The sequence below is a fragment of the Klebsiella sp. genome, assembly GCF_027492335.1.
In the GTDB taxonomy this organism is placed as follows: Bacteria; Pseudomonadota; Gammaproteobacteria; order Enterobacterales; family Enterobacteriaceae; genus Klebsiella; species Klebsiella huaxiensis.
The window spans coordinates 1-17,215 of the sequence record NZ_JAPUEW010000064.1; the positions used below are offsets into that span (position 1 = coordinate 1).

Annotated in this window: 14 protein-coding genes and 1 pseudogene; 3 read left to right on the forward strand and 12 right to left on the reverse strand. The window is 55.8% G+C overall.

The features are described 5' to 3' along the window. Positions 1 to 106 precede the first annotated feature (106 nt). The 4 genes from QVF11_RS18955 to QVF11_RS18970 all read right to left on the reverse strand — a co-directional run bounded on the left by QVF11_RS18955 (position 107) and on the right by QVF11_RS18970 (position 3,642). On the reverse strand, positions 107 to 1,492 hold the full coding sequence (locus tag QVF11_RS18955; RefSeq protein ID WP_287858699.1) for a carbohydrate porin: 1,386 nt from the start codon (positions 1,490 to 1,492) through the stop codon (positions 107 to 109). Positions 1,493 to 1,588: 96 nt separating this feature from the next. Continuing rightward, positions 1,589 to 1,891 (reverse strand): PTS lactose/cellobiose transporter subunit IIA, encoded by a 303-nt coding sequence (locus QVF11_RS18960; RefSeq protein WP_112215656.1) that lies wholly within the window; start codon positions 1,889 to 1,891, stop codon positions 1,589 to 1,591. 102 nt (positions 1,892 to 1,993) lie between these two features. Beyond that, positions 1,994 to 3,316 (reverse strand): PTS sugar transporter subunit IIC, encoded by a 1,323-nt coding sequence (locus QVF11_RS18965; RefSeq protein ID WP_112215655.1) that lies wholly within the window; start codon positions 3,314 to 3,316, stop codon positions 1,994 to 1,996. An 11-nt stretch (positions 3,317 to 3,327) separates the two neighbouring features. Next, entirely contained in the window at positions 3,328 to 3,642 is a 315-nt protein-coding gene (locus tag QVF11_RS18970; RefSeq protein WP_287858700.1) for a PTS sugar transporter subunit IIB, read from the reverse strand. Positions 3,643 to 3,936: 294 nt separating this feature from the next. Here QVF11_RS18970 and QVF11_RS18975 point away from each other — a divergent pair, with 294 nt between their 5' ends. Continuing rightward, positions 3,937 to 4,878: a LacI family DNA-binding transcriptional regulator gene (locus tag QVF11_RS18975; protein WP_112215654.1), complete on the forward strand. Its 942-nt coding sequence runs from the start codon at positions 3,937 to 3,939 to the stop codon at positions 4,876 to 4,878. Between the two features lie 26 nt (positions 4,879 to 4,904). On the opposite strand, the gene QVF11_RS18980 is transcribed toward QVF11_RS18975, so the two are convergent. Continuing rightward, positions 4,905 to 5,201, reverse strand: a complete 297-nt coding sequence (locus QVF11_RS18980) for a YicS family protein (protein WP_227015972.1) — start codon at positions 5,199 to 5,201, stop codon at positions 4,905 to 4,907. Positions 5,202 to 5,351: 150 nt separating this feature from the next. Here QVF11_RS18980 and QVF11_RS18985 point away from each other — a divergent pair. After that, positions 5,352 to 5,839 (forward strand): annotated as a pseudogene (locus QVF11_RS18985) (Rpn family recombination-promoting nuclease/putative transposase); the annotation flags it as partial. Between the two features lie 3 nt (positions 5,840 to 5,842). Here the strand turns inward: QVF11_RS18985 and QVF11_RS18990 are convergent. The 7 genes from QVF11_RS18990 to QVF11_RS19020 all read right to left on the reverse strand — a co-directional run bounded on the left by QVF11_RS18990 (position 5,843) and on the right by QVF11_RS19020 (position 16,342). Continuing rightward, positions 5,843 to 6,745, reverse strand: a complete 903-nt coding sequence (locus QVF11_RS18990; protein WP_180349548.1) for a carboxylate/amino acid/amine transporter — start codon at positions 6,743 to 6,745, stop codon at positions 5,843 to 5,845. A 257-nt stretch (positions 6,746 to 7,002) separates the two neighbouring features. Beyond that, positions 7,003 to 8,436: a PTS N-acetylmuramic acid transporter subunit IIBC gene (murP, locus tag QVF11_RS18995; RefSeq protein WP_142513477.1), complete on the reverse strand. Its 1,434-nt coding sequence runs from the start codon at positions 8,434 to 8,436 to the stop codon at positions 7,003 to 7,005. Positions 8,437 to 8,461: 25 nt separating this feature from the next. Then, positions 8,462 to 9,364 carry an N-acetylmuramic acid 6-phosphate etherase gene (gene murQ / locus QVF11_RS19000; protein ID WP_287858703.1) on the reverse strand — a complete coding sequence of 301 codons (903 nt, stop codon included), beginning with the start codon at positions 9,362 to 9,364 and terminating at the stop codon, positions 8,462 to 8,464. 161 nt (positions 9,365 to 9,525) lie between these two features. Then, entirely contained in the window at positions 9,526 to 10,692 is a 1,167-nt protein-coding gene (locus tag QVF11_RS19005) for a multidrug effflux MFS transporter (protein WP_287858705.1), read from the reverse strand. A 50-nt stretch (positions 10,693 to 10,742) separates the two neighbouring features. Further along, positions 10,743 to 12,107 (reverse strand): efflux transporter outer membrane subunit, encoded by a 1,365-nt coding sequence (locus QVF11_RS19010; protein ID WP_287858706.1) that lies wholly within the window; start codon positions 12,105 to 12,107, stop codon positions 10,743 to 10,745. Positions 12,108 to 12,110: 3 nt separating this feature from the next. Then, entirely contained in the window at positions 12,111 to 15,218 is a 3,108-nt protein-coding gene (gene eefB / locus QVF11_RS19015) for a multidrug efflux RND transporter permease subunit EefB (protein ID WP_287858708.1), read from the reverse strand. Continuing rightward, the gene (locus tag QVF11_RS19020) at positions 15,218 to 16,342 is read right to left on the reverse strand and encodes an efflux RND transporter periplasmic adaptor subunit (RefSeq protein ID WP_112215647.1); all 1,125 of its coding nucleotides are present in this window, start codon (positions 16,340 to 16,342) and stop codon (positions 15,218 to 15,220) included. Before QVF11_RS19020 ends, eefB begins: the two co-directional genes overlap by 1 nt. 454 nt (positions 16,343 to 16,796) lie before the next feature. Here QVF11_RS19020 and QVF11_RS19025 point away from each other — a divergent pair, with 454 nt between their 5' ends. After that, positions 16,797 to 17,213 (forward strand): GNAT family N-acetyltransferase, encoded by a 417-nt coding sequence (locus QVF11_RS19025; protein WP_112215646.1) that lies wholly within the window; start codon positions 16,797 to 16,799, stop codon positions 17,211 to 17,213. The last annotated feature ends 2 nt before the right edge of the window (positions 17,214 to 17,215 follow it).

The window sequence follows — 17,215 nt, forward strand, 5'->3', positions numbered from 1 at the left end:
CACAGCCGTCAGCGGTTTGGTAGCCCGGACAGATGCGTAGCATCGCCTCCGGGAATAAGTCGCCGGGTCAGGCATTCATGCCATGACCCGGGACTGCTTCAATCGCTTAGAACCACGCTTCAAACATGCCGCCGAGGTTAAGTGAATCCAACTGTTCGTCTTTGGTACCGTTAACTTTCGCGGTACGCTTGTTATCTACCTGGCCTCCGGTTACGTAGAAGCGCAGCATTGGGCGGAACTCTGGCCCCATACCGATCGCAATGTTCTGCGACAGCGTCAGCTTCCATCCATGGTTGTCTCCGCCCTGATCGTAATCAACACGCTGGTAGCCTGCTTCCAGCCAGGTCGAATGCACATCGTTCCAGAAGTACATTGGACGGACAATCGCGCCGTAGTTTTTACGGTTGTCGGTATTGTCTTTACTGTTGTCATAGTCGTGGAAGGCCAGCAGATATTCGATCTGCGCCTGCTGGGTAAACTTATAGTTGCCTTCGAAGCTGGCGTAGATAGCGGTCAACCCGTCCGTTTTGTTGTAAACGCTGTTATCCGAGTTATCGGAGTAGCGCAGGATAACCTTGTTCACGCCGCTGTCGTCGCTATTGGTATGGCTTAATAGCAGGCCGCCCTGCCACGCATCGAGCTGCTCGTCGTTATCCACCGCTTTGGAATCAAAACCGTAGTTGGCATAAACCTCAACGTCAATCGGACCGGCTTTGATGTTATGGGTTTTGGTGGTCAGCGCATAATGACCGTTATCGCCAGTGTCGGAGTTACCGGTACAGGTGATGCGTGATGGGTTGGACTCATCGGCCATCACTTCCGGGCTACAGGATTTCACCTGCGATACCGCCGCTACGTCGAACTGTACGCCGCCGATATCGAAGTTTTTCACCCCGGCGCCCTGACCGTCATGGTTCATCCAGAAGTAGTCGTTGATCCCCTGTTGCGGACGCTGGTGGAAATCACGACCCGCCCAGATATAGGCGTTAGGGTTGGACTCCAGCACGTTGGTGACGCCAACGTAGGCTTTTTTCAGGTTAACTTCATCACTCCAGTGATCGAACATGACGTTGATATCCCAGATAGCGCCCTTGCTGCTCTTAAAGGCCTTGGTCAACTGGAACTCGCCGCCGTTGCCTTCGTTGCCAAGACGACCAATCGCTGAGGCGCCGTTATAGGAGCCGTCCACGCCGACGTATTTCTGATCGCCGGTCTGGAAGTGTGCACCGTAGCGCGCGTAGCCGCTGAACTTCAGGCCGAACGGCACCGCCATGTCCGGCGATTGCGCGGCGGTTTGTGGGTTGGTCTCCAGATCCACCTTTTTCGCGGCGGCAGCGTCCATTTTAGCCTGACGGTCAGCCAGCGCTTTATCGACGGCTTTAGCCACAATGGCGTCAATTTGTTCCTGAGTAAAATCTTGTGCTAATACGGAAATTGGGCACAGCGCGGCGACGACCGCCATGGCTAATGGCAGCATTTTCACAGTTTTCATAATTATCTCGCTTTTAATAATTCATATATTCAGATAATAGCTATCCCGCCAGGATAAGCTGGTTTTACTTAATATAGGGTACGACTGAGTTATATATTAACGTTGATACAGATGAATAATCTCTTCTGAAAATTCACGAGCCAGCAGAGAATTCATCAGATGATCCTGGGCATGCACCATAATCAGCGTCATCGGCTGGCGCGCTTCGCCCGCATCCTGCTCGATAAGCTGGGTCTGCATCTGATGCGCCCTGCGGGCATAACCATCAGCCTCATTAAGGAGCAACCGCGCTTCATCTATATTACCGGTACGGGCACAATGAAGCGCTTCAAAACATAATGAGCGTGACTGTCCCGCGTTGACGATAATTTCCATTACCGCATCCTCTAATTCAATCATGTTATGTCCTGAGATCATTAACTTTATTATTTAAATAATGTGGTGAAAGTCCTTTTCCTGTATTATTTACGCTGTCATTTTAAAAATATATTCGTTTAATTATTAGCTGACGGTTTCAGCAACCGGTGTTGCGTTTTTTGCTTTTTCAACTTCAGTTTTCATTAAGGAGCGTTCATAAGCGCGCAGGAACGGCAGATAGATAACCGCCGACATCACCATACAAATCACGCACATGACCACCGGGCTTAAGGTCCAGTTGGCAGCCCACGATGCGCCAATGGGAGCTGGCGTTGTCCATGGGGTCAGGGAAACGACCTGGCTCAGCCAGCCGAGACGCGTCGCGCCGTAAGCCAGCACGGCGTTGATCATCGGCACAAAGACAAACGGGATAAACATCATCGGGTTCATAATAATCGGCGCGCCGAACAGAATCGGCTCGTTGATATTAAAGAAGCTGGGTACGACGCCCATTTTGCCGATGGTGCGCAGGTGGGCCACACGGCTACGCAGCAGCAGGAACGCCAGCGGGAGCGTGGAACCGACGCCGCCGATTAGCAGGTAGTGGTCCCAGAAACCTTGCAGATAGACGTGAGGCAGAGCCGCACCAGCCGCCAGCGCTGCCTGGTTTGCCGACAGATTGGCCATCCAGAACGGGTTCATAATGCCGGTGACAATCAGCGAACCGTGGATCCCGGCGAACCAGAAAATCTGGCACATCAGGACGGAAAGCAGAATCGCCGGCAGTGAGTCAGAGGCGGAAACCAGCGGCTCCAGCAGGTGCATAATTGCCTGCGGTAGGATCATACCGGTCTGCGCTTCGATAAACAGGTTCAGCGGATGCAGGGTTGCGATCACCACCAGCACCGGGATAAGGATTTCAAACGAGCGCGCAACGCCGGTTGGCACCTCTTTCGGCAGGCGAATCGTAATGTTGTTCTGCTTCAGCCAGGCGTAAACGCGGGTGGAGTAGATAGCAGTGATCAAGGCGGTAAAAATGCCCTGGCCGGAGAGGTACTGGGTGGAGATTTTGCCATCAGCATACGGCGCGGCAACCAGTAAAAAGGCCATAAACGCCAGCAGACCGGACATCACCGGGTCGAGCTGGAACTGGCGTCCCAGGCTGGCGCCAATACCTACAGAGATAAAGAACGTCATCACCCCCATGCTAAGGTTAAACGGTAACATCAGCTGCTCGCGATATTGCTGAGAGAAATCCAGCCAGCCGCGGGCGAAACCGTTAGTGGTATCCGGTGAAAAAGGAGGAAAGATAAATACCAGCATGAATGAGCCGATGATCATAAACGGCAATGCGGCAGTGAAGCCATCGCGAATAGCGATAACGTATTTCTGCTGCCCAAGGCGTCCTGCCAGCGGTGTAATTGATTGCTCGATCACGGCAATCATGGACTGATACAGAGAACTCATTTGCACACCTCTTAATGCGCCGCTTCTATCAGCGACAGAGCATAATCCAGGACGTTATCTCCCCGCTGCATTCCGTAATCCATGGTGTTAATTGGCTGGACTGGAATATTCAGGGAAGCGGCTTTCTCAGATAAAGTTTTCAGCATGTATTTCACCTGGGGGCCAAGAAGCACCACCTGGTACTGTGGAAACTGTATGTCAAATTCGGAAACACCATAAGCATCAATCTGCACCGGCAGGTTACGTTCCTTTGCGACATCGACCATCTTTCTGACCAGCATACTGGTGGACATCCCGGCAGAGCAGCACAGCATAATCTTGTACATCGACGACCATCCTCAAAATGTAAAAAGTTATTGCGTGGATGATTTGATATCAGACGGAAACCGGTTTCCATTTATAAAAAACAGAACTGTGATAACCGTCAAGATCTGTCAGCCATAGGGCTGATTAATTAGATTTGGCTCACATATTCCTGTGGTTTTTGCTACGTTCTTCCATGAAACGGAGAATCGGTTTCCAAATAAAAACGGAAACAGATATACTGCACATGGTTATTATTGAAGCGATTCAGGTCCAGGGATTTGCAGGGATCGGACTGGCCCTGTCAGGGGAAAATGATGTCTACAATCAATGATGTATCACGCTTAGCTGGGGTATCGAAAGCCACTGTCTCTCGGGTATTGAGCGGTTCGCGCGGGGTGAAGGAAGCCAGCCGACAGGCGGTGTTACAAGCGGCGGAAGAACTTAACTATCGGCCAAATATGATTGCGCAATCTTTGCTTAGTCAAACCACCGGCTGCATTGGCGTGATTTGCGCTCAGGACAATATTAATCAAACCACTAGCTACCTCTATGCCCTGGAAAAACAGCTCAGCCAGCACCAGAAACATCTGCTGCTGCGTTTCGCAAATTCCCGTGGCAGGGTGATGCATTCACTGGAAGAGCTGACCTGCGGCCTTTGCGATGATGTATTGATTATTGGCGCACGGTTTCCGCTAAATATCGACCGGCCTGACGTGGTGCTGATTGACTGCCTGGAAAGCGAAGGTGTGAACAGCATTCATTTTGACCATGCCTTTGCGGCGGAAACAGCCTGTAACTATTTGATAAGCCAGGGGCGGCGACAGATTGCGCTGATCCATCCGCAGGGCAGCGGTTTTGCCGATCAGGTGCTGCTTGGCTACAAGCACGCTCTGGAAAAGAGTTTCCTGCCGTTTAATCGCAACCTGATCTTTCTCGACAGCCATTCGCCTTCCGTGGCGGTGCAGGAGTTGGTAAACAACGCAACCACGCTGAATTTCAACGCCTTGCTGGTGGCAAACGAGCAGCAGGCGCAGCTGGTGGTCCCGCAGCTCCAGGCATTCAATCGTGCGGTGCCGGAAAAAGTCATGGTGTTCAGCCTTGCGGGCTCGTTACAGCTGCCCGGTATTCCGACGATTCCGGCGATTGAATATTCAATGGACGCCATGGCCAGCCGGATAGTCAACTGGCTGACCGAAAAGACGCAAATGCTCGGCAGCAGCCCGCTACGCGGAGATTTGATTATTCCGAACCGCTAATTACACGAAACGCTTTGCCGCGGGCGCTACTGCGTCGGGCACTGAATGCCGCTAATCGCTTTCTGATAGGCGGCATCGTTGTTTTTATCCAACGCTCGCGCTGCGCTTTGCACAGCGACTTTATTTTCTGGTGACTCCAGCACGCGATTGGCAAATATCGTATCCGCCATGCCGCTGCTGGCAGGGCAGTTTTTCCTCACATCCTTCACTATCTGCTGCTTTTGTTGCTCAAACTTCAGTCCGGAGAGCGGTGCGGCTGTTGCTACGGCAGGTAGCGCCAGCCAGGTAGCCAACGACAGCGCAATACTTATTCTTTTCATCATGGATATCCTTATTTTTATTAAAGCGTTCCTCTAACTATAGACGCATTCCCTGGGTATCAATTTTGCGCCCAGGTTTCCGCAAAAATGCATCGGTTTCAGCTCCCGAGCGTTATATCTCGAACCGGCAAGCAAAGTCGTTTATGCGCAGGTGCGCGGCGTATTTACGCGCCAGCTATTCCGACGTACTGGCTGGATGAGTTTGCCGATGCAACTACCGTAGTGCCGGATGACGAAATCATGCAGCACCGGCACGTAGCGCTGCTGGAACTGATCCAAAAGCATATCCGCCATCGCGAGTTACTTGGGCTGGTGGAACGATTAGCCGAGCTGTTGGTTAAAGGTTGCGCTAATAACAGCCAGATGAAAGCGCTGTTTAATTACATGCTGCAGTGCGGCGAGCGCCTCGTTTTACTGAATTTCTTCACGAGGCTGCACAACGCGTTCCTCAACATAAGGCGAAACTGATGACGATTGCAGAAAGATTGCGGCAGGAAGGGAGACAAGAAGAAGCATTACGTATTGCCTGATTATTTCTGGAGCAGGGGTTCGAGCACGAGCTGGTAAGGGTTGTTTGTCAGCTATCAGATGATGATATGAAGATGCTGCAAACTCAGGTCGCAGCATCTTCAGCCAGATAATCATCAGGCCGTTTTAACCCTACGCCGCGAATCCATGGCGATCAGCACGACCGACGAGAGAATCAGCAGCGTGCCCAGCCAGTCCGGCAGGGTAAAGGTGATGCCGAGCAGCAGTAGAGAAAGCAGGGCGCTGCTCAGCGGTTCCGCGCAGCTGAGAATTCCCGCCTTTGCGCCGCCAATCTTCTGCGCGCCGTTCAGGTAGAGGCTAAAGGTCAGCGATGTGCCGATAACCACCAGGTAGAAAAAGGCCAGCAGCAGACTACCGTTAACCACAAAATGGTTGCCCTGTCCGGCGTAGAACGGCAGCAGCATGGCACCGCCGAGCAGCATGCTCCAGCCGACGATCGGCAGCGTGCCGTAGCGGGCAATCAGCGTTGAAGGATAAGTGGTGTAGAAGGCGGCGGCAAACGCTGAAGCAATCCCCCAGAACAGCGCTGCGGGGGAAATCGACAGCGTCGTCGGGTTGCCGTGGGTGACCAGCAGGAAAGTGCCCGCCAGCGAGGTGCCGATAGCCGCCAGCACCAGCGGACTGGGGCGCGTTTTACGGGCGATGGCAAACCAGGCGACAATAATCGTCGGCGACAGGAACTGCAGCACCGTCGCGGTAGCGGCGTTGGATTTCTCGATAGTCATCAGGAAGGTGTACTGCACGGTGAGCGCGCCGAACAGCGAGAAGATCAGCAGGCTAATCGCATCTTTTCGGTTTTGCAGAACGCGAAATATTTTGTCGCCATGAACGAACGAGAGCATCAGAAGAATCAGACCCGCGAACAGCAGGCGCGTCATGGTCAGAAACGGCGATGACATCTGACTTTGCTGCATAATATATTGCGCACAGACGCCGGAACTGCCCCACAGCACGGCGGCTATTAGTACGTTCAGCATCCCTTTTTTGCTGGAGCCCATCTTTCCCTCAAGTGAAATATCGCAAAAGCGGCATCATAACATGAGCGCGTCCGCGCGGCGGGGCAGGAAATGGTAGTAGGCCATTTGGTTTGCTGGTTAAAAGCCGGGTTTGCAGCGTTAATAAACCACAGGGAACGTGTAGGCCCGGTAAGCGCAGCGCCACCGTGCAATGGTTACGGGATACACTCTGCCAGCAAATTTAACCCGCCATCAGACGGGTTAAATGTCGTTCGATACTTGCACATCAGACCTTCATCTTAGCTCAAATCGACGTTTTTACTGCCAAACAGCCAGGTCAGGGCGAATCCACAAAGATAAGAGACCGCCAACCCGGCAGCATATACCGCCATTCCGGCGTAAATTCCGCTGCCGGAGGTCATTAGCGGCAGCGCCACCAGCCCGGAGGGGCCAAACACCGTATTGAGGCCAACCGGCAGGCCCAGCCATGCAATCAGGCCGAGGAAGAAACCGCCGCAGGCACCGCCGAGGCAGGCAGTGATAAACGGCTTCATACGCGGTAGCGTCACACCGTAAATCAGCGGTTCGCCGATACCGAGGAAGCCAGGAATAATCGCCCCTTTAATCTGAGTACGCAGCAGAGAGCCGTGCTTCGCCCGCCAGAACAGCGCCAGCGCTGCACCCACCTGCCCGGCTCCGGCCATCGCCAGAATCGGGAACAGCGAGTTAAATCCTTGCGCATCCACCAGGGCGAAATAGACCGGCACAAAGCCCTGATGCACGCCGAACATCACCGCCAGCAGGAACAGACCGGCCAGCACCGCAGAGCCGAACGGGTTGCCGTTAAGGTGCAGAAACAACCACGACATTCCGGTAAACAGCCAGCCGCCGATCGGCATAATCACGATAAAGGTTACCGCGCCCATAATCAGCAGCGTTACGGCTGAAGTGAGGATCATATCGAGGTTTGCGGGCATCACCCGGCGCACTTGTCTTTCCACCCATGCGCCAATAATCGAGGCGATCAGCACGCCGATAATATTGCCACGCGGATCGATACCGTGGCCGAAGAAGGTGGTGATCCCGGAATAGAATCCGCTGGTCGCCTCGGGGTTATAGCCGAGAACAAACAGCGCAGCGATGATGGCTCCGTTGACTCCGGAACCGCCGAACGCCTTCTGGGCGTTATAGCCAATCAGGATGCTCAGAAAAGTAAACATTCCCTTGCTGAACACCTTCATATAGCCGATCAGCGCCACCACCGTGGCGTTCGGATGGGCGTTTTCCAGTACAAATATCTGCTCCGCCAGGGTCGCAAACCCCAGCAGCAGGCCGACGGCAATAAAGCCGGGGATTAGCGGAGTAAAAATGGTGGCGAATTTGGCGAGAAACTTCTGTACACCACTGGTTTGCTTACTCTTCAGCGCCTGTTTCTTCTCGGCGGCGACATCGGCCAGCGATGGCGCATCCGCTGGGGCGTCTTCCAGTAACGCGTTCATCATTTCCGCCGCGGTTTGCGCCTTGCCGGGCCCAAGGACGACCTGGAACTGCTCATCGCTGACAATAACCCCCATCACGCCTTCAATCTGGCGGATAGCGGCGCTATCGGCCCGCGACTCATCGCGCAGGGTCAGGCGCAGCCGGGTCATACAGTTGCCCGCCTGCGCGACATTTCCAGCCCCGCCAACATGGTGAAGGATCCGCGCTATCATCTCTTTATTTATTTTTGCCATTGCAGATTACCTTGTTAGTCAGCGGTCAGGAGTGGCTCAACGCCTTGCGGATATAGCCATTATTTTTTGCCAGCAGCGCCTGGGCTTCTGCGGCGCTTAAATCAGCCAGCACCATCACAATCGCCGTTTTGCAGTGGCGACCGCAGGCATCCAGCGCGCTTTGCGCCGTCGCGCGGTCACATTCGGTGGCCTCCATGACGATAGAAACCTGGCGCTCAATAAGCTTGGCGTTGGTCGCTTCAACGTCCACCATCAAGTTGCTGTAGACCTTGCCGATGCGGATCATTGCCCCGGTGGAAATCATATTCAGTACCAGCTTCTGCGCGGTACCGGCCTTCAGACGGCTTGAACCGGTGACGACTTCCGGGCCGACCACCGGCGTAATGGCAACATCAGCCAGTTGAGCCATTTCGCCATGTGGGTTGCAGCTAACGATAGCGACAAAAGCGCTCTGGCTGCGGGCATATTCCATCGCGCCAATCACGTACGGGGTGCGCCCGCTGGCGGCCAGGCCGACCAGTACATCGCGGCTGCTAAAGTTAAGGTTCTGCAGGTCCATCGCGCCTTGCGCTTTGTTATCTTCGACGTTCTCCACGGCGCTCAGAATCGCTTTATGGCCGCCAGCGATAATGCCCACCACCTGCTCCGGGCGAGTGCCGAAGGTCGGCGGACATTCGCTGGCATCAAGGATCCCCAGACGACCAGATGTGCCAGCGCCAATGTAAATCAGCCGTCCTCCCGCCTGCAGCGCCGCCGCGACTTTATCCACCACCTGGGCAATCTGTGCCAGATAAGGGGTGATAGCGTGAGCCACCTGCTGGTCTTCCTGGTTAATCACCGTCAGCATCTCTTCGGTGGAGAGGGTATCAATATTGGCGCTATTGGCGTTGCGACGCTCGGTCAGCAGTTTGCTCAGGTCGATAGTCATAGGAACCTCATTATTCACAGTGGCAGGCAGTATAAGGAATTAATTATTCCTTTCATGTGAAGACTATCACGATTGATGTTGAATGAATAATAAGAGATTTCAGTCGTAGCGGGAAATATGGCGGTAATAAAATTGGAATTTTTTATTACCACCAGAAAATTTTACTCGATGGAGCGTGGTTTTTTCAGGCCAATCAGCAGGGCCGCCAGATAGCAAAGGGTCATCGCGAGGCTCATTTTCAACATCGTTTCGCCGCCGAGGCCGGCCAGCGGTGCGGCGATACCGCCGAACACAAACATCAGCGTGCCCATCAGCGCCGATGCAGTGCCGGACTGGCGGGCGCTAATCGCATTCATCGCTTCCGCACCGGCGACAGTGCTGATGCCGCTCATCATCGAGACGGTAAAGAACAGACCGACCAGCGCCAGCGTCGGCAGCTGTAGCCAGGCGAACAGCAGGGTGATGACGGCGAACGCCACCGCCAGCAGCTGGCCGCCGCGCAGCAGACCTTCCGCGCTGAAGCGGCGCGCCAGGCGGGAAAAGATCAACGCCGCAATAATCAGTCCGATGCCGTTAAGGCCAAACAGCAGGCTGAACTGCATTGCGCTCATGGCGTACTCGCTCTGAATAACGAATGAGGAGGAGCCGATATAAGAGAACAGCCCAGCCATCATAAAGGCCTGAATCAGGCAGTAGCGCATAAAGCGGCGGTTTTTCAGCACCGGGATATCGTCCTGCTGCTGCGTAACCGAGTTTGCGCTTTTTGCTGGTAGTGTTTCGTGTAGTACCGTCAGGCTGAGCAACAGTAATACCACGCCGATCGCCGCCATCGCCCAGAACAAGATGCGCCAGTCAAAAGCGGTAATGATCCAGCCGCCGAGCACCGGCGAAAGTACCGGCGCGATACCGTTAACGGTCATCAGCAGGGCGAAAAACTGGGTCAGCAGGGTGCCCTGATAGCGGTCGCGGGCGATGGAGCGCGACAGCACCGAGCCGCCTGCTCCGGCGAAGCCCTGCAGAAAGCGCCAGGCGATCAGCATGTGAATGTCGTAGGTTATCGCACACATCACCGAGGAGAAGATAAACAGCAACAGGGAGAGCGCCAGCGGCTTTTTTCGGCCAATCCGGTCGCTTAGCGGGCCAAAAAACAGCTGTCCAAGGCCGAGGCCTATCAGCGCTGCGGTCAGCGATAGCTGGGTCTGCGTGCCGGTGGCGTTTAGCTGCTGGGTGATTTCCGGCAGCGCGGGCAGATAGAAGTCGGTACACAGCGGCCCAATGGCGCTGAGCAAACCGAGAACCACTACCCAGGAAAGAGAAATTCGGGACATACAAACAGGCTCCTTGTCAGAATGCCGGGCGTTGCCGCCCGGTAAAAGCATTAGCTGGCGCCACCTCCCAGCGACTGCCAGAGGGTGATACGGTTTTCCAGGTCCGTTTGCTGGAGGGAAATAAGCGTAGCCTGCGCCGACCACAGCGTGCGCTGGGCGGTCAGCACCGACAGATAATCCCCTACCCCGGCCTGATAGCTCTTCATCGCAATATTCAACGATTTCTGCTCCGCCGCGACATATTTATTCTGCGCATCCAGCTGCTCACTAAGCGTTTCCCGTCGCGCCAGCGCGTCGGCGACATCCTTGAAGGCGCTTTGAATCGTCTTCTCATAGGTGGCAATGAGCCCCTTTTTCTCCGCTTCAGCATAACGCAACTGCGCCAGGTTGCTGCCGCCGGTAAACAGCGGCAGGCTGATGGACGGCGCGAATGACCATACTTGCATGCCGTGGCTGAACAGCGAAGAGAGCGAATCGCTGCCGACTCCGGCGCTGGCGGTCAGCGAGATGGATGGGAAGAAGTTGGCCCGTGCCGCGCCGATATCAGCGTTAGCGCTTTTCAGATTATGCTCTGCTTCCTGGATATCCGGGCGACGCAGCAGGACCGATGAAGAAACGCCCGCCGGAACCAGGGTGATACTGCGATCGCCGAGGCTTTCCAGGGTGCCGGGCAGCAGGCTATCCGGTACGGTTTCCCCGGCCAGCAGGTTGAGCGCATTTTTATCCTGTGCCACCAGCGTACGGTAGCTGGCGACGCTGGCGCGCGCCTGCTGGTAAACGCTTTCGGCATCGCTCAGGTCGCTTGCCGAGGCGGTACCGACCTCCATCTGGCGAGTGACAATTTTGCGCGAGTTCTCCGCACTGGCCATGGTTTCCTGAGCCAGCGCCAAATTGCTGTTATCCGCCGCAAGCGTTACCCAGGCGGTGGTCAGGTCGGCAATCATCGTCAGGCGCGTATTCTGGGCGGTGAATTCGCTGGCAAGCCAGGTTTCTCTCGCCGCGCGTGTCAGGCTTTGATTCTTACCAAACAGATCCAGCTCGAAGCTGGAGACCGCGCCATCGGCTTCCGATGACGACGTGAGGCCGCTGGCGACCGTTTTGCTACGGGTGTGGCTTAGCTCGGCGTCGAGAGTCGGAAACAGCGCGGCACGCGTTTCGCCAAGCTGGGCGCGCGCGGCTTCGATATCGGCCAGCGCTTTCTGTACGTCGCGGTTACTGGTCAGCGCGATGCTCACCACTTTTTTAAGGCGGGCGTCATTCACTACCTGCTGCCAGTCGCTGACCACCGCGGTGGCCTCGCCGTGGCTGCCAGGCAAAGTGGCTGGAACAGGCGCGGCCGGGCGTTCATAGTTCGGGTCGAGAGACACACAGCCCGCCGTCAGGAGCGCGACAAAAACCAAGGTAAAACGAAACATAACTTACTCCTGAGAAGAACGATGACGGGTGAAGAAGCGTTTCACCAGCACAAAGAACAGCGGCACGAAGAACACCGCCAGCAGCGTTGCCGTCAGGGTCCCGCCGATAATCCCGGTACCGATCGCAACACGGCTGTTAGCCCCTGCTCCGGTGGCGATGGCCAGCGGTAGAACCCCGGCGATAAACGCCAGCGAAGTCATCACAATGGGTCGCAGTCGGGTCTGCGCGGCGCGCATCGCGGCTCGCGATAGCGAATACCCCTCTTCCACCGCCGATTCGGCGAATTCGACGATCAGAATGGCGTTCTTCGACGACAGGCCGATGGTGGTCAGCAGCGCCACCTGGAAGTAGACGTCGTTGTTCAGACCGCGCATCCATGCCGCCAGCGCCGCACCGAGCAGCCCGAGCGGGATAACCATGATGACCGAGAACGGTACCGACCAGCTCTCATACAGCGCCGCCAGGCACAGGAAGACCACCAGAATTGAGATGGCGTAGAGGCTCATCGCCTGACCGCTGGCGAGCTTTTCCTGCAGCGACATGCCGCTCCATGCCCAGGTGGTACCGGCGGGCAGGTTATTGGCTAAGGCTTCCATCTTGTCCATTGCCGCGCCGGAGCTGAAACCACTGGCGTTCTCGCCCTGAATTTCAAAGGCGGCGGAGCCGTTGTAGCGCACCAGGCTTTCCGGGCCGTATTCCCAACGGGTGGTGGCAAAGGCAGAGAATGGCGTCATGCTATCGTCGCTGCCGCGTACGAACCATTTACCGAGGTCGGACGGTACGGCACGGGCATCGCTTTCACCCTGGATATAAACCTTCTTCACGCGACCGCGATCGATAAAGTCGTTAACGTAGGTACCGCCCCAGGCGCTGGAGAGGGTATCAGTGACATCGCTTAAGGACAGCCCAAGCGACACGGCTTTATTGTTATCGATATCCACCTGGAGCTGCGGCATCTGCGGCAGATCGTTGGCGCGCACCGATTGCAGTTCAGAACTTTGATTCGCCACCGCCAGCAGCTGGCTACGCATTTTCATCAGGCTATCGCGATCGGTGCCGCCGCTGGCCATCAGCTCGAAGGTGAAACCGTTGCTCTGCCCCAGACCATCTACCGAGGGCGGGGTCATGGCAAACAGGGTGGCATCGCGAATGCTGCCCAGCTCTTTGGTGGCGCGCAGAGCGATAGCCTGAGCGGTATTGGCTTCGCCTTTACGTTCGGACCAGTTTTTCAGCGACACGAAGGCCATCCCGGCGTTCTGCCCGCTACCGCTAAAGCTAAAGCCGTCAACGGTAAAGATAACGTCGGTATTGGCTTTCTCTTTGGTGAGGAACCAGTCGGTGACCTGACGGCGGACTTCGGCGGTGCGCACCGCCGTTGCCCCGGCAGGCAGCGTGTACTGGACCATGATTTCGCCCTGATCCTCGGTCGGCAGGAAGCTGCCCGGTAGTTTCCACATCGCCAGCGCCATGCCGCCGCAAATCAGGATAAAAGCGCCCATCATGACTGCTGAGCGGCGCAGGCCGCCGACAACTCGATGCTGATAGCCCTGCTCGGTGCGTCCCCACAGGCGGTTAAAGCCGCCGAAGAAACCCTTGGTGTGCGGTTTAGAATGGCTAAGCAGCGCGCCGCACAGCGCCGGGGTTAAGGTTAGCGCGACCACGACGGAGAGCATCATCGCCGAGATAATGGTCACCGAGAACTGGCGATAGATAACTCCGGTAGAGCCGCCGAAGAAGGCCATCGGCAGGAACACCGCCGAGAGCACCAGCGCGATAGCGATCAGCGCGCCGGAGATTTCGCCCATCGATTTTTCAGTGGCTTCGCGGGCGGGCAGCCCTTCGTCGCGCATAATACGCTCGACGTTTTCCACCACCACGATGGCATCATCCACCAGCAAGCCTATCGCCAGCACCATCGCAAACAGCGTCAGGGTGTTAATGGAATAGCCGAACAGCGCCAACACGCCGAAAGTACCCAGCAGCACGACCGGAACCGCCACCGCCGGGATCAGCGTGGCGCGGAAGTTTTGCAGGAACAGATACATGACGCAGACCACGAGGATGATGGCCTCGAAAAGCGTCTGAATCACGTCCTCAACCGAAATTTTGATGAACTCGGTGCTGTCTTTCGGGTAGGCGATATCGTAGCCCTGCGGCATCTGACGCTGGAATTCGGCAATCTTACTTTTCACCAGCGTCGCGGTGTTCAGGGCGTTGGCTCCGGGGGCCATCATCACCGCGATCCCGGCGGCCGGGTGGCCGTTGAGGTTGGCGGAGGCGGTGTAATCTTCGCTGCCCATTTCGACGCGGGCGACATCGCTCAGGCGTACCACCGAACCATCGCTCTTACTCTTGACGATAATCTCTTTGAACTGGGCAGCGGTTTGCAGGCGCGACTGGGCGCGCACGGTGGCGGTCAACTGCTGAGCGTTAGAAGCGGGCAGCGCACCGATTTTACCGGCGGAAACCTGCACGTTCTGCGCTTCAATCGCCGATTGCACATCGGAAGGCATCAGCGAATAGGAAGCCAGTTTTGTCGGGTCCATCCAGATACGCATGGCGTATTCCGCGCCAAATACCTGCAGGCTGCCGACGCCTTCAATACGCGCCAGCGGATCCTGCATGTTGCTCACCAGCCAGTCGGAGATATCGGAGCTGGTGGCTTTATTGTTTTTATCGTACACCGCGAGGATCAGCAGGAAGCTGCTCTGCGATTTTTCTACCGTCACGCCGGACTGCTGAACTTCGCTCGGCAGGCGTGATTCCGCCTGTTGCACTTTGTTCTGCACCTGAACCTGCGCGGTATCCGGGTCGGTACCCTGCTCAAACGTCACGGTGATGCTGACCGAGCCATCGGAGCTGCTGGTGGAGGTAAAATAGAGCAGGTTATCCAGCCCGGTAAGCTGCTGTTCGATAACCTGGGTGACGCTGTTTTCCAGGGTTTCCGCAGAGGCCCCGGTATAGGTGGCGGAGATTTTTACCGCCGGCGGCGCGACGTCAGGATACTGGGCGACCGGTAGAGTGCGAATTGCCAGAATCCCGGCGAGCATAATCAGAATGGCGATAACCCAGGCAAAGACCGGGCGTCGCACGAAGAAGCGGGAGAACATCAGGCGTTGCCTCCGTCATTTTTGACTTCGACGGCTTTCACCTGCTGGCCCGGCGCGACTTTGCTGGTGCCTTCAACAATCAGCTTATCGCCGCTCTTCAGTCCGTTAACGATCAGCCATTTGTCACCGTAGGTGTCGCCCGTTTCCACGCTACGCTGCTCAACTTTACTGCTGGCGTCGACCACCAGCGCGGTCGCATCGCCTTTAGCATCGCGGGTGATACCCTGCTGCGGGGCAAGGATTGCATCATCCATAATGCCTTCGTCGACGCGGGCGCGAACGAACATTCCCGGCAGCAGCACGTGCTGCGGATTAGGGAAGACCGCGCGCAGCGTGACCGAGCCGGTTGATTCATCCACCGCCACTTCGGTCAGCGCCAGACGACCTTTTTCGCTGTAGGTACTGCCATCTTCAAGGGTCAGTGTGACGTTAAGGGTATCGCTGCTGCTCGTCAGGCTTTGCTTACGCAAGCGCAGCAGATCGACGCTGGATCGGGTGAGATCGACGTACATAGTGTCCAGGCCGCGGATCGTCGCCAGCGCGGTATCCTGATCGGCGGAAACCAGCGCGCCCGGCGTCACGGAGGAGATACCGATGCGCCCGGCAATTGGCGCAGTAACGGTAGTCCAGTTCAGGTTGATACGTGCGCTCTCCAGTGCCGCTTTTTTCGACTCGACGCTGGCTTTATCCTGATTACAGGTCGACAGCGCGTCATCTGCGTCCTGGCGGGAGACACCGTTATCTTTGACCAGTACCGCGTAGCGCTGGGCTTTTTGGCAATCGGCGGTAACCAGCGCCTGAGCCTGTTTCAGCGACGCGGCGGCTTCGTTGAATGTTGCCCGATAGCTGGACGGATCGATTTGGTACAGCGCCTGTCCGGCTTTGACCATATCGCCTTCGGTAAACAGGCGTTTTTGTACGATACCGCCGACCTGCGGGCGCACTTCGGCGCTTAGTGAGGCGGTGGTGCGGCCCGTCAGGCTGCTCACCACCGGAACGGGCTGGCCTTGCAGGGTGACGACGCCGACTTCCGGGGTCATCTGCTGCGGGGAGGCATTTTGCGCATTATCGCACCCGCTAAGGAGAAATAATGCTGCTGCGATGGGGGCTATGGTGTATTTCATTATATTTTCTCAGGATGAACGACGTCCGCCCCGCAAATTTACTGGCGGGGTGATGGGCCGGGCGATGATGCATCTCCGGGCAAGCACAAATAACAAAATGGGAAATCAATATTCCTGTTTGCAGTAAATAACTCTGCGAGTACCGCTATTGATTAAGCGGTTTTTTCGAGAGTTCCCCGGACGGCGATGACGGTGTCAGACGGCGGTTACAGACTCCGACCCGAGCGATTATACCTGTCACAGGGGCATGACTCATGGGGTTCTCCATGGTTTACGATGATGAGAATGATCGTTCTCATTTTTTCCCATTATACGTCTGTGCCGAATGATGGGAAGGTTTTTTACACAAAATTTAGTGAGTGAAATTTAGTCAGGAAATAATGGAGAAAATAAGAATATTTTGTGAAAGTAGAGTGGTGAATGGTCTGTGAAAAATAAAAAATGGAGATAATTAATGGCATTAATAATAACAGATAGCATTAATCCCGCCGACCAGGAGGAGCTACTGAAGGGGCTGCGGGAATACAATTTACGTTTTCTGGACCCGGCGCAGTTTGGTGAGCTGGGGGTATATTCACGCAATGATGCTGGCGCGATGCGCGGGGGGCTTATAGCCAAACGCAAGGGCAGCTGGTTGTGTATTGAATATCTGTGGGTCAGCGAAGCCTCGCGCGGCAGCGGGTTGGGCAGCGAGCTGATGCAGGAAGCGGAAAACCAGGCGCGGGAGCGCGGATGCAGCCATATGCTGGTAGATACGTTCAGCTTTCAGGCGCTGCCGTTTTATCAGAAGTTGGGTTATCAGCTGCAGATGTCGCTGCCGGATTTTCCGCATGTGGGTATGGAGCGCCATTATTTATCGAAGGTATTATAAGC